Below are 12,817 nucleotides of genomic sequence, written 5' to 3' on the forward strand. Positions count from 1 at the left end.
TTCGTTTAGAAATGGAGAGCAGGATGAAAGTCTATGAATTGCGGCGAGCCCCCAATGCGCGCCGGGTGCGGATGTTTCTGGCCGAGAAAGGGGTCGACATGGCCTATGAACAGGTCGACCTGAGCGGCGGTGAGAACCTGAGTCCGGACTTTCTGGCCAAGAATCCGGCCGGGCGCATTCCGGTACTGGCGCTGGATGACGGTAGCTATCTGAGCGAATCGGTCGCTATCTGCCGTTACTTCGAGGAGCTCTACCCCGATAACAATCTGTTTGGCACCACGGCGCTGGAGCGGGCCCAGATAGAGATGTGGAGCCGCTTCATCGAGTTCAACCTCTGGCTGCCAGCGGGCATGGCCTTTCGCCACATCACCGGCTTTTATCAGGACAGGGAGACTTGTTTCCCCGAGTGGGGGCAGGAGTGCAAATTATTGACGAGTCAGTGGTTCGGCAAGTTGGAGGCAAGGCTGCAAGAGTCTGCCTATATTGCCGGTGATCGTTTCACTATCGCCGACATTCTTGCCATATGCGCCATAGACTTTGCCGCCAGGACGCTGGAACTGCACATAGCCGATGAGCAGACATCCCTCAAGCGTTGGTATGATGCGGTCTCAAGCAGACCCAGTGCCCAGGCCTGAGTCACTCTACCATCAGAGACGCCCAGCACCCTGTGTGTTGGGCAACCAAGGAGAAGATGATGATTGATTTCTACACGGCCGCGACGCCAAACGGCTTCAAGGTCGCCATCGCCCTCGAAGAGTTGGGTCTGCCTTATAACGTGATCCCGCTCGATTTTTCGACCCAGGAGCAGAAGAAGCCTGAGTTTCTGGCCATCAACCCCAATGGCCGCATCCCTGCCATCGTCGATCGGGATAACGGTGACTTCGCCGTGTTCGAATCCGGCGCCATCCTGCTCTATCTGGCGGAAAAAACCGGCAAGCTGCTGCCGCAAGAGCCCAAGCGTCGCTCCCAGGCTATCCAGTGGCTGATGTTCCAGATGGGCGGCGTCGGCCCCATGATGGGGCAGGCCAACGTCTTCTATCGCTACTTCCCAGAGAAGATCCCGGCGGCCATAGAGCGTTACCAGAAGGAGGGGCGCCGTCTGTTCGAAGTGCTCGACGGCCATCTTGCTCACCATGAGTACCTGGCCGACGAGTACAGCATCGCCGACATCGCCACCTGGCCCTGGGTGCGGATCTATGACTGGAGCGGCATCTCCATCGAGGGTCTGCCGCATCTGCAGGCCTGGATGGCGCGCATGGAGGCCAAACCCGCCTGCCAGAAGGGCATCACCATACCGCCGCGCAACGAAAGTCCCGAGGATCAGGTCAAGCGGGCGCAGCAGATGGTGACCCGCTAGCATGATGACGATGGCCCGATGACGGGCCATCTCTTTTTATGATCGCCGCCCCATTGCCTGCCCTTCACGCCTGCTGTGCCTCTCACCTGCTCTCTCCTTTCTTCTTTTAAATAAGCCATTTATCAAAAATGAAAAGTCATTCATTCCGATCTATTGTTATGTTATAACACCTGTAGTTGGTTGGTAATCATTATCGTTTGGATGGAATGGATGACAAAAATACACGCCTGTTCGGGATGGTGCGCGCTGGCACTGCTGGTGGGGATGAATGCCGCTCACGGCAAGCCGCTGACCATGGTCGGGCCCTGGGAGATCCACAGTGTCGACCCTGCCAGCAACGGGGTCTTCTTTACCCGCATGCAGGTGGCGGAGACCCTGGTCGAGGTCGACAGCCAGGGCAATCTGCAACCCGGGCTCGCCAGCCAGTGGTCAAGCTCCGGGGATGGTTTGCAATGGCGATTCACCCTGCGCCCCGGGGCCCGCTTTCACGATGGCAGCGAGGTGAGCGCCGAGCAGGCCGCCTTTGCCCTGCAGCAGGCCAGGCGCAAGCCCGGCGTCATGACCAGTGCCCCCATAGCGTCCATTGAGGCCCGCGAGGGGGCTCTGCTGGTCACCCTCACCGGCCCCTTCGCCCCCCTGGCCGCCGTGCTGGCTCACCCCAGCACCCAGATCCTGGCGAAGGGGGCCTATGATGCCAGGGGGGAGGTGACTCAGGTCATCGGCTCAGGCCCCTATCGCATCACCCGGTTGCAGCAACCTCAGCGGATCGAAACCGAGCGCTTCGATGGCTGGCAGGGCCTCCAGCCTGCCATCTCGCAGGTGAGCTACCTGACGGTGGGCCGTGCCGAGAGCCGTACCCTGATGGCCGAGAGCGGTCAGGCAGACATCGCCTGGGGGCTGGATCCGGTCAGCATCCGCCGCTTGCAGCAGGCGCCCCGGGTCGCCATCGCCTCCGTCACCCTGCCGCGCACCATACAGCTCAAGCTCAATGGGGCCGATCCCCTTCTGAAGGATCCAGCGGTGCGCCGCGCCCTCAGTCTCGCCATCGATCGCCGTGGCATGGCGGCGGCCCTGCTGCGGGATCCCGAGATGGCGGCGACCCAGCTCTTCCCTCCCACCCTGGGGGAGTGGCATCAACCCGGGCTGACCCCGCTCGCCTATGACGTCAAGGCGGCTCAGGCGGCCTTGGCGGCGGCAGGCTGGCTGTTGGGGGCGGATGGTGTGCTGCACAAGGGGGAGGAGCGCTTCGCCCTGACTCTGCGCACCTTCCCGGATCGCCCGGAATTGCCCCTGCTGGCCACGGCACTGCAGGCGCAGTGGAAGGCGGTGGGGGTGGATCTCAAGGTGGCGGTGGGCAACTCGAGCGAGATCCCGGCCGGTCATCAGGATGGCTCGCTCCATCTCGGCCTCTATGCCCGCAACTATGCCCTGGTGCCGGATCCCCTGGTCACCCTGCTGGGGGACCTGGCCCCCGCCGGTGCCGACTGGGGGGTGATGAACTGGCACTCCCCGGCCATGGAGCAAACACTGGCCCGCCTTGGCAAGGAGACCCTGCCCGCCGGGGAGGCCGCGGCACTGCGCCGTGACATCGCCACCACCCTGCAGCAGGAGTTGCCGCTGCTGCCCATCGCCTGGTACCGCCAGAGCGCGGCAGTCAGCCGTGCGCTGAAGGGCTTTGAGCTGGATCCCCAGGAGCGCAGCTACCGTCTGGACACACTGACATGGAGCGCCCAATGACAGCGATTCCCTTCTCTGCCGTCATGGGGATCCTGGGTCAGCGGCTGGTGCAGGCGCTGATGGTGGCCCTGCTGGTGGCCGGGCTCTGCTTTCTGATGGTGCAATCCCTGCCCGGGGACCTCGCCTTTCGCATCGCCGCGGGCCGCTACGGCTATGACTATGTCACCGCCGAGGCCGCCAATGTGGTGCGCAGCGAGCTGGGGCTGGCCGGTTCGGCCCTCTCTCGCTTCGGTGACTGGTTGGGGGCCCTGCTGCAGGGGGATCTCGGCAGCTCCCTGGTGACGGGGACACCGGTGGCAAGGGAAGTGGCTCACCACCTGGGGGCCACCCTGTCCCTGGCGGTGGCCGCCGTGGCCCTGGCCCTGGTGCTGGCGCTGCCGCTCGGCAGCCTGAGCGCCCTGCGCCCCGGAGGATGGTGTGATCGCCTGACCCTGGGCTGGAGCGTGCTGATGCGTGCGCTGCCTCCCTTCCTGCTCGGCCTGGTGCTCATGGTGCTGCTCTCGGTGGAGCTGGGCTGGGTCAGCGCCGCCGGCCACGGGGAGGGGAGCAACCTGCTGTTGCCCGCCCTCACCCTGGGGCTGGGGCTCTCGGGGGTACTCTCCCGGGTGGTGCGCGAGAGCGTGCTCACCGTGGTGCAGTCCGGCTATTACCGCTTCGCCCTGACCAAGGGGCTCTCGCCCGCCCGGGTCTTCAGGCGTCACGGCCTGCGCAACAGCGGGGTCAGCGTCATCGCCTATACCGGCGTGCAGCTGGTGCTGCTTATCGAAGGGGTAGTTGTGGTGGAGAGCTTGTTCGCCTGGCCCGGCATCGGCCATGCCCTGGTGCACGCCATCTTCTGGCGCGACATCCCCATGGTGCAGGGCACCGTGCTGGTGCTGGCGGCGCTCTTCGTGCTGCTCAATACCCTGACGGATCTGCTCTGCCTCGTCATCGATCCCCGCGGTCCCAAGGAGTCCTGATCATGTCTTTCTCTGTCAAGGCGGGAGCAAGCCTGCTCCTGCTGGTGGTGCTGTTCGCCCTGTTGGGCCCCCTCGTCTGGCCCGATCCCGCCGCCCAGGATCTGGTGCAGTTCCTGGCCGATCCCTCCTGGCAGGAGCCGCTCGGGCGCGATCAGATGGGCCGCAGCCTGATGGCGCGGCTAGCGGCGGCGACCCGGCTCTCCCTGTTGCTGGGGATGCTGTGCGTCCTGACGGCGGCCCTGCTGGGATCCTTGCTGGGCTGGCTCTCAGCCTGGCGCGGTGGCTGGGTCGACGGCCTGCTGCGCAGCCTGGCCGACGGCGTGCTGGCCCTGCCGAGCCTGCTGCTGGTGCTGCTCTTCTCCGCCATGGCCCAGGGGGGCTTCGCCATCCTCTATCTCGGGCTGGCCATGGCCCAGTGGGTGGAGTACTACCGGGTGGTGCGGGCCCGCAGCCGGGCGCTGCTCGCCTCGCCCCAGGTGGAGGCGTCCCGGCTGCTGGGCTTTGGCAACGGCCACATAGTGCGGCGCCACCTCTGGCCCGAGCTGGCCCCCCAGCTGCTGACCATGATGGCCTTTGGCCTCGCCGGGGCCATCCTGACCCTCTCCACCCTGGGCTTCGTCGGGGTGGGCATTCAGCCGCCCACCCCGGAGCTCGGCCTGATGATGACGGAGGCGCTGCCCCACTATCAGGAGGCGCCCCGTCTGTTGCTGGCCCCCATCCTGGTGATGGGAATGATGCTGCTGGCCCTGGTGCTGCTCAATCAGCAGGGCACTCTTCACACCCCATCCCCACAAGGAGTCACCCCATGACGACTATTCATATCAAGGGCCTGCAGGTGGATGACGGCCGGCAAACTCTGTTGCAGGCGCTGGATCTCACCCTGCTCCCCGGCAGCGCCTTGACCCTGATAGGGGAGAGCGGCTCGGGCAAATCCCTGTTGGCCCACGCCCTGATGGGGACCCTGCCCGCTCCCCTGCGCGGCCGGGGTGAGATGGTGATGGGCGGCCTGTGCCACAGCCTGGCGGATCCCCAGGCCCTGCGCACCCTCTGGGGGCGGGAGCTGGCCATGCTGCCCCAGGAGCCGGTGCTGGCGCTGGACCCCACCATGGGGCTGCTGCCCCAGGTGGAGGAGGGCTGGCTGGCGGGGGGCAAGGAGGCGCGCTCGCGGGCGCGGGCCTCCCTGGCGCGGCTGGGGCTCGCCGGGCGGGAGCGTCACTTCCCGCACCAGCTCTCCGGGGGCATGGCCCAACGCGCGGCCTTTGCCGCCGCCACCCTGGGGCAGGCCCGCCTGCTCATCGCCGACGAACCCACCAAGGGGCTCGACAGTCGGGCCAGTGTCAGGCTGCAGGAACTGCTGCTCGGTTATCTGGCCGAGGGGCGCCACCTGCTGACCATCACCCACGATCTCTCCCTGGCCCGGGCGCTGGGAGGCTGGGTGCTGGTGATCAAGGGGGGTGAGATAGTGGAGCAGGGGCCCGCCGAGCAGGTGCTGCAGACACCTTCCCATGCCTACAGCCGCGCCCTGCTGGCGGCAGAGCCGTCCGCCTGGCCCGAGGCCGTGCATCCCCCGACCGGCGACTGGCTGCTCAGGGGGGAGGGGCTCGCCATGGGTTACGGGGAGCAGACCCTGTTCGAGGGGCTGGATCTGCCACTGGCCCGAGGGGAGCGGCTCGCCATTATGGCGCCGAGCGGTGCGGGCAAGAGCACCCTCGGCAATGTGCTGCTGGGGTTGCAGCGCCCGCTGCGGGGGAGAGTGCTGCGCCAGACGGGCATAGCCCCGCACCGCTGGCAGAAGCTCTATCAGGATCCGGTGCAGGCCTTCGCCAGCCGGGTGCGCCTCGCTACCCAGTTTGACGATCTGCTGCGCCTGCACAGGCTGCCCCGCCAGCCTCTCACCGACTATCTGGCGCGGCTTGGCCTCGACGAGAGCCTGCTGAGCCGGCTGCCGAGCCAGGTGTCGGGGGGGGAGCTGCAACGGCTGTCGCTGATCCGGGCCCTGTTGCTGCGCCCCGTGCTGCTGTTTGCCGATGAATCCAGCTCCCGGCTCGATCCCTTGAGCCAGCAGCAGACCATCGCCTGCCTGCTGGAGGAGCTGGGGGAGATAGGCTGCGCTTTGCTGTTGGTGACCCATGACGAGGTGCTGGCAGGCAAGGTCGCCGGGCGCTGCCTGCTGTTGGGGAGTGGTGAGGAGGGCGCCGCCAAGGCTGCGCTGGAACCTGCGCGGGTGTCGCGGGCCGGATGAGGGCGTCGGGGGGATTATCCTGAACGATGGACGGGGCCTCTGGGCCCCGTATTATTAGAAAAACTAAGCCAAGCCGATTACAAAGATTCGTTCGTATTTTGTGATCCGAATCACTACCATGGCGGCCATTAAAGGGAGCTGATCTGCTCCCGATCAACGCGGGTCCTCCGCGCAGTGATTACTCATCCAGATCTGACAGTGACTCCTCCCTCGCGGTGAGGAGCGCCATGCTTTTGATGTCGTGGAGCAGTTATGAATCGGCACAGCTTTTATCCCTTGTTTTTCCTGACCATTCTCATGGTCGCCGTGGGCCAGATGACCCAGACCCTCTATGTGCCCTCCATCCCGGTGATGGCGGCGGATCTGGGGGTGAGTTCGGCGTCGTTGCAGGCGGTGATGGCCTGTTATCTGATCCCCTATGGCTTGTCCCAGTTTATTTATGGCCCCCTGTCGGACAAGTGGGGCCGTCGCCCCGTGTTGCTGACGGGCATGATGGTGTTTCTGCTTGGCACCCTGGTGATCCAGCTGATCCCGAGTGCCGGCGCCCTGCTGGTGGGCAGCTTCATTCAGGGGCTGGGAACGGGGGCGGCGGGCGCCATGAGCCGGACAGTGATGCGGGATCGCTACAGCGGCGCCGAGCTCAACCGCGCCAACAGCCTGGTGAGCATGGGGGTGATCTTCTCCCCCCTGCTGGCCCCCGTGCTGGGGGGCTGGCTGACCGAATGGTTGAACTGGCGGGCCGGTTACTGGTTCCTGTTCGGTTTTGGCGCCATCAGTACTCTCGCCATTTTGATCTGGTTTGCCGAGACGCTGCCACCAGCGCGTCGCCAGCCGCTGCGGGTGCGTGCCGCCTACCGCCATGTGCTGGGCAATCCCAGGTTCCAGGGCAATCTGCTCTGCCTGATGGCGACCTTCGCAGGCCTTGCGGTGTTCGAGGCGGCGGCGGGGGTATTGCTCGGTGATGTGCTCGGCCTCAATGCCAAGACGGTGAGCGTGCTGTTCGTGCTGCCCCTGCCGGGTTACCTGTTCGGCGCCTGGCTCTCGGCTCGCCTGAGCTTTCGGCTGAGTCAGGGCAGGCTGATGCGTCTGGGCATTGTCTTCCTGGGGGTGGGGGCCCTGATCATCCTGCTGCCGGGTCTGTTTGGCATCGTCAGCGCGGCGTCCCTGGTGGGGGGCGCGGCTGTCTACTTCATCGGCAGCGGCATCCTCTATCCGACGGCGACCTCCTGCGCCATCGAGCCCTTCCCGGGTCAGGCAGGGACGGCTGGCGCCATTCTGGGGGGCATGCAGAACCTGGGTGCCGGGCTGGTCACCCTGCTGGCAGCAACCTTTCCCATGGAGGGACAGCTGGGACTGGGGGCCATCATGACGGCGATGGTCGTGCTGGTCGCCCTGAGCTTTGCCTGGCTGCGTCACCATGATTTGCCCCGGGAACAGCTGGCCACCTGATGTCGGTCACCTGCATCCCATCATCAAGCCCGCCTCCTTTGGCGGGCTTTTTGTTTAACGGGGGCAGGGGGATGGAGGTAGCACACCTCGCCAGCAGGCGGCATCCCGGGGCTGCGGTTATGGGGTGGGATCCGTCGTCTCCGTGACCAGGGCGAGAAAGGCGCGCATGGCGGGGGTGATGCTGTGCTGACGGGTCATGAAGAGGGTGCGCCCGACATCGAGTGGCTCGAGCAGCCGGTAGTCCAGGTCGGAAAGCTGACTGGCCGAGTGGGCGAGACCGGCGCTGACGATGGCCCAGCCCAGCTGGTGGTGGACGGCGCTGGTCAGATGGAAGAGGGAGTCGGTTTCTAGCACTATCTTCAGGCAGATGCCTGCGTGCTCGGCGGCGAGATCCAGATAGTGGCGAAATTGCATGTTCCGGCTGGGCAGTACCAGCGGCTTGCCTTGCAGGCTGGCGAGGGGGATGGGGGCCGCACTCTGCAAGGTGATGGCATCACTGCGGCTCATCAACAGCGCCATGCGGTTGTGGCCCTGGGGGTATAGGTGAAAGGCGCGCCGGTTCGGGGCGCTCAGCGACTCGTCAAAGCCCAGGCCAATGTCGCACTGGTGCAGTTCCAGTTGCGACAGCAGGGCCTCGTTGCTCAGCACCGACAGGCGGATGGCGATATCGGGATAGCGTGCCTGGTAACTGGCGATGAGCGGCATGATGTCGACATTGGACTGCGGGACTATGCCGATGCGCAGGGTGCCTGACAGCTCGCCGTGAAAGCGCCCTAGCTCCTGCTTGAGCGCCTCCTGTTCCAGCAACATCCGCTCGGCATACTGGCGCACCAGTTCCCCGGCCTCGGTGAGGGCGACAAACTGACTGGTGCGCACCACGAGATCGGTGCCAACGCTCTTTTCCAGCGCCGTGATGCTGGCCGACAGGGTGGGCTGGGTGATGTGGCACGCCTTGGCTGCCTTGGCGAAGTGCTGGTGATGGGCCAGCTCATGAAAGTAGTGCAGCTGCTTGATGTTCATCATGCTCTTGCAGGGGCTGGGGGAGGTGAGTGCCAACACTAATCAATTGAAAATCACTCTTCAATAGAATAGTTCTATCAACATATAGATTTAATTCATTGGTTTTACAGCAGTTGCCTCTCTAAACTTGAATGCAGTTTGTATTTTTAGGCCACTCATTCATGCCTGCGCACCGTCCCGTTGCCGCCGCTGTCAATTCGCACCCCCTGCCTGCGCTGGATCATCTGGTGGAGGAGGTGGCCATCTCCATCAACATCAATGGCATCAACCATGCGGTCATGATGGCGACCCCGGACGATCTCGACGATTTCGCCATTGGTTTCCTGTTCTGCGAGTCGATCATCGCGCACAACCACGATGTGCATGATATCCGGGTGACCCCTGCTGAGCTGGGCTTCGTGCTGGATGTGACCATCGCCAATCGTTGCCTGGCGCGGCTGCAGCAGCGTCGGCGCAGGCTGACCGGGGCAACCGGCTGTGGCATCTGCGGGGTGGAGGCGGTCGAGCAGGCATTCCCCGAGCTGCGCCCCTTGCCACTCACGCCTCCCCTTGATGCGGGATTATTGGCCGGGTTGAGACCACAGATTGCCCAGTGGCAGCTCAAGGCGCAGCAGTATGGGGCCATCCATGCGGCCCTGGCGCTGGACGAGCAGGGCCAGATCCTCCATTGCCGGGAGGATATCGGTCGGCACAATGCCCTCGACAAGCTGATCGGCCTGTTGCTGCGCCAGCAGCTTGCCTGCGACACCCTGGTGGTGACCAGTCGCTGTGGCAGCGAGCTTATTCAAAAAGCCGTGCTGTTTGGCGCTCGCCATCTCGTCTGCCTCGCGTCCCCCAGTCAACTGGCGGTGAGGCTGGCCCTCAAATACAACCTCAATGTCGTCCATATTCCCAAGTTCGATGCGCCTGTGTGCTATTCCAGCCATCACCCGTCGAGTCCCATCGGAGAGTCTCATGAGCCATATTGAAAAGCCTGCCAAAGCCGGCGGATTTTCGTCCCTGCAATCCACCATGAAGCAGGTGTTACGCAGCCAGAAAACCAAGCAGAACATCAAGAATCTGCTGCGGGTCAACCAGACCGATGGCTTCGACTGCCCGGGCTGCGCCTGGGGGGACAACGACCATGGTGCCTTCCAGTTCTGCGAGAACGGCGCCAAGGCGGTGGCCTGGGAGTCGACGGGCAAGACGGTGGGCGCGGACTTTTTTGCCAGCCATTCGGTGCGCCAGCTCGCCAATCAGAGCGACTACTGGCTGGAGTATCAGGGGCGTCTGACCGAGCCGATGCGCTACAACCCCGCAACCGATCACTACGAGCCGGTCAGTTGGGATGATGCGTTTGCATTGATTGCCGAGAAACTGACAGGCCTGGATAGCCCGGATCGGGTCGAGTTCTATACCTCGGGCCGTGCCAGCAACGAAGCCTCCTACCTCTATCAGCTGTTTGGCCGCCTGTTTGGCACCAACAACTTCCCCGACTGCTCCAACATGTGTCACGAGGCGAGCGGGGTGGCGCTGACTCAGGCGGTGGGCATTGGCAAGGGGACAGTGGTGCTGGATGACTTTGACCGCGCCGGCGCCATCTTCGTCTATGGCCAGAACCCGGGCACCAACCACCCGCGCATGATGAATGCCCTGCGCCAGGCGGCGCGCCAGGGGTGCAAGATTGTCAGCTTCAACAATCTCAAAGAGGTGGCCCTGGAGCGATTCGCCAGCCCCCAGAGCCCGCTCGAACTGCTGACCCCGGCGGCCACCACCATCAGCCACCAGTATCTGACCCCCAGGTTGGGCGGTGACATGGCGGCCATGCGTGGCATGGCCAAGTACATCCTGGAAGAGCTGCCAGAGGCGGTGGATCGCGACTTTATCACCCGCCATACCCGGCATTTCGACGAGTATGAACAGCAGGTGCGCGCCACCGACTGGGCCGAGATAGTACAGCAGTCCGGATTGACCCAGGCCGAGATAGTACAGGCCGCCCGGGTCTTTGCCGCCAGCAGCAGCGTCATCAGCTGCTGGGCCATGGGGATCACCCAGCACCTGCATTCGGTCGATACCATACGTGAGATCGTCAACCTGCACCTGCTGCGCGGCCAGTTGGGCAAGCCGGGGGCGGGGCTCTGTCCGGTGCGTGGCCACAGCAACGTGCAGGGCAACCGCACCATGGGCATCAATGAGAAACCGACAGCAGCCTTCATCGAGCGCATCGAACGCCATCTGCAGGTGAGTCTGCCCAGGGCCCCTGGCCACAATGTCTATGAGGCGCTCAAGGCGCTGCACGAGGGCAGGAGCAAGGTGCTCATCTGCCTGGGGGGCAACCTGGCGGCGGCCGCGCCCGATACGGCGTTCACCTATGCCGCCATGGGGGCCACCGAACTCAATGTGCAGATCAGCACCAAACTCAATCGCAGTCACTTGCAGGTGGGAAAAGAGGCGTTGATCCTGCCCTGCCTCGGCCGCACCGAGCTCGATATTCAGTGCACCGGCAACCAGAAAATCACGGTGGAGGATACCTTCAGCATGGTGCACGCCTCGACCGGGGCCGCGGAACCCCTGTCCGCGCTCTGCCTGTCGGAGACCGACATCGTAGCGCGCATGGCCCATGCCACTTTGGGGAGTGAGCGCGTCGACTGGTTGGCGCTGCGGGATGACTACGGCCGCATTCGCTGCCTCATCGAGCAGACCATTGCCGGCTTCAGTGACTTCAATGCCCGCATCCAGCAGCCTTGTGGCTTCCATCTGGATAACTCGGCGGCCCAGTTGCTGTGGAAAACCAGCAGCGGCAGCGCCGAGTTTCGGGCAAGCCGTTTGCCACGCTCTGTGCTGCCCGAATGCACTCGCCATGCCGAGCAGATGACGGATCAACCTGTGTTGCTGCTGCAGAGCCTGCGCTCCCACGATCAGTACAACACCACCATCTACGGCATGGATGATCGCTATCGCGGCATCAAGGGCCAGCGCAAGGTGGTGTTCATGAACCAGACGGATGCCCATCGCCTCGGTCTGGAGGAGGGCAGCAGGGTGGATATGGCCGCCATCTGCAACGATGGCCGGGAGCGCATCGTCACGGGTTTTAGCGTGGCGCTCTATGACATTCCCCAGGGCAACATTGCCGCTTACTACCCGGAAACCAACCCGCTGGTGCCCATCGACAGCGTGGGGGAGGGCTCCTTTACGCCCACTTCCAAATCCATTCCCGTGCTGGTGACCCCCTCCCAGCAAGCGGAGAATCTGCTTCGGCTCACCTAAGCCTGCCATGCCTGTGCGGCGTTATCGCCAAAGCGAGCCGCTGGGCATGGTGTGCCCGCACCGCCAGCTCGGATTGGATGGTGATGGAGGCAGGGGGGCGAGACGGCCCCCTCCGGGTGCCGACAGGTGACAAGCCCCTCAATGGGGCCCGCTGATCTGGAGGGGCGTGTTCGCAGCGACAGGCTGCGCAAAAGAGACAAAAGAAAAGGCCCGTCATCAAGATGACGGGCCTTTTGCTGTTGGTACCCCGGAGATGCCGTTGCCGGTTTGGGCCCTTGAACCGTAGGTTCAAGGCGGAGATCGAGTCTGACCGCAGGCTTCTCGGTCGAGCCGAGCATGCACAATAGCCAGAAGGCCGATCCCCTGTTTGGTTTGATTATCGGCTCGGGGACTTGAACCGGCTGACAAACACTCCAGGGAATTTTAAAACGGGTCGCGCGTTAAGGCTTTTTGGCCTCTTCGCCATTGTCACCATACTGTCCATGCTCGATCAGGGCTGCTTCTATGGTGCGTTGCAGCATCTTGATCCGCTTGTCCATGGTCTCAGAGTATTGGTGGTTCTTCTCTTTTTCAAGGCAGAGCTCATGACAGAAATTGAGCGCCGCCATGATGGCCAGCTGTTCATTGCTGGAGACCTTGGAGCGTTGACGCAGCTCGACAAGCTTGCTGGATAACTGATCGGCGGCCTGGCGCAGGGCATCCTGCTGTCCTGGGGGACAGGATACCTTGTAGGGACGTCCCAAAACGACGATTTCTACGGCCTCTGTGCTCATGCCTTCCTCAATACGGCGGGGGTGATTTCCGCCT

The 12,817-nt window shown here is 63.8% G+C and carries 11 protein-coding genes and 1 other RNA gene; 9 read left to right on the top strand and 3 right to left on the bottom strand.

What is annotated here, in order from left to right; genetic code table 11:
• The first annotated feature begins 23 nt into the window (after positions 1-23).
• The 7 genes from M2366_RS18525 to emrD all read left to right on the top strand — a co-directional run bounded on the left by M2366_RS18525 (position 24) and on the right by emrD (position 7,744).
• Positions 24-635, top strand: a complete 612-nt coding sequence (locus tag M2366_RS18525) for a glutathione S-transferase family protein (RefSeq protein WP_259270374.1) — start codon at positions 24-26, stop codon at positions 633-635.
• A 59-nt stretch (positions 636-694) separates the two neighbouring features.
• A complete protein-coding gene (locus M2366_RS18530; protein ID WP_042042258.1) occupies positions 695-1,357 on the top strand; it encodes a glutathione S-transferase family protein in 663 nt (220 codons plus the stop codon).
• A gap of 210 nt (positions 1,358-1,567) precedes the next feature.
• Positions 1,568-3,094, top strand: coding sequence for an ABC transporter substrate-binding protein (locus M2366_RS18535; RefSeq protein ID WP_259270375.1), 1,527 nt, complete (start codon positions 1,568-1,570; stop codon positions 3,092-3,094).
• Positions 3,091-4,053, top strand: coding sequence for an ABC transporter permease (locus M2366_RS18540; protein ID WP_259270376.1), 963 nt, complete (start codon positions 3,091-3,093; stop codon positions 4,051-4,053). Before M2366_RS18535 ends, M2366_RS18540 begins: the two co-directional genes overlap by 4 nt.
• Before the next feature lie 2 nt (positions 4,054-4,055).
• A complete protein-coding gene (locus M2366_RS18545) occupies positions 4,056-4,862 on the top strand; it encodes an ABC transporter permease (RefSeq protein ID WP_259270377.1) in 807 nt (268 codons plus the stop codon).
• The gene (locus M2366_RS18550) at positions 4,859-6,295 is read left to right on the top strand and encodes an ABC transporter ATP-binding protein (protein ID WP_259270378.1); all 1,437 of its coding nucleotides are present in this window, start codon (positions 4,859-4,861) and stop codon (positions 6,293-6,295) included. The genes M2366_RS18545 and M2366_RS18550 overlap by 4 nt, the downstream gene beginning before the upstream one ends.
• Before the next feature lie 252 nt (positions 6,296-6,547).
• On the top strand, positions 6,548-7,744 hold the full coding sequence (gene emrD / locus M2366_RS18555; RefSeq protein ID WP_224430684.1) for a multidrug efflux MFS transporter EmrD: 1,197 nt from the start codon (positions 6,548-6,550) through the stop codon (positions 7,742-7,744).
• Positions 7,745-7,861: 117 nt separating this feature from the next.
• On the opposite strand, the gene M2366_RS18560 is transcribed toward emrD, so the two are convergent.
• The gene (locus M2366_RS18560) at positions 7,862-8,764 is read right to left on the bottom strand and encodes a LysR family transcriptional regulator (protein WP_259270379.1); all 903 of its coding nucleotides are present in this window, start codon (positions 8,762-8,764) and stop codon (positions 7,862-7,864) included.
• 161 nt (positions 8,765-8,925) lie between these two features.
• Here M2366_RS18560 and M2366_RS18565 point away from each other — a divergent pair, with 161 nt between their 5' ends.
• Both M2366_RS18565 and M2366_RS18570 read left to right on the top strand, forming a co-directional pair.
• Entirely contained in the window at positions 8,926-9,732 is an 807-nt protein-coding gene (locus tag M2366_RS18565; RefSeq protein ID WP_259270380.1) for a formate dehydrogenase accessory sulfurtransferase FdhD, read from the top strand.
• Positions 9,719-12,010, top strand: a complete 2,292-nt coding sequence (locus tag M2366_RS18570) for an FdhF/YdeP family oxidoreductase (protein ID WP_259270381.1) — start codon at positions 9,719-9,721, stop codon at positions 12,008-12,010. The genes M2366_RS18565 and M2366_RS18570 overlap by 14 nt, the downstream gene beginning before the upstream one ends.
• 240 nt (positions 12,011-12,250) lie before the next feature.
• Here the strand turns inward: M2366_RS18570 and ssrS are convergent.
• Together ssrS and zapA are read right to left on the bottom strand one after the other, a co-directional pair.
• A non-coding RNA gene (gene ssrS, locus M2366_RS18575) (6S RNA) lies at positions 12,251-12,433 on the bottom strand.
• A 17-nt stretch (positions 12,434-12,450) separates the two neighbouring features.
• Complete coding sequence (gene zapA / locus M2366_RS18580; RefSeq protein ID WP_042042249.1) at positions 12,451-12,783, bottom strand: cell division protein ZapA; 333 nt, start codon at positions 12,781-12,783, stop codon at positions 12,451-12,453.
• Positions 12,784-12,817: the final 34 nt, after the last annotated feature.

This window comes from Aeromonas sp. BIGb0405, from assembly GCF_024807335.1.
GTDB classification, from domain to species: domain Bacteria; phylum Pseudomonadota; class Gammaproteobacteria; order Enterobacterales; family Aeromonadaceae; genus Aeromonas; species Aeromonas rivuli.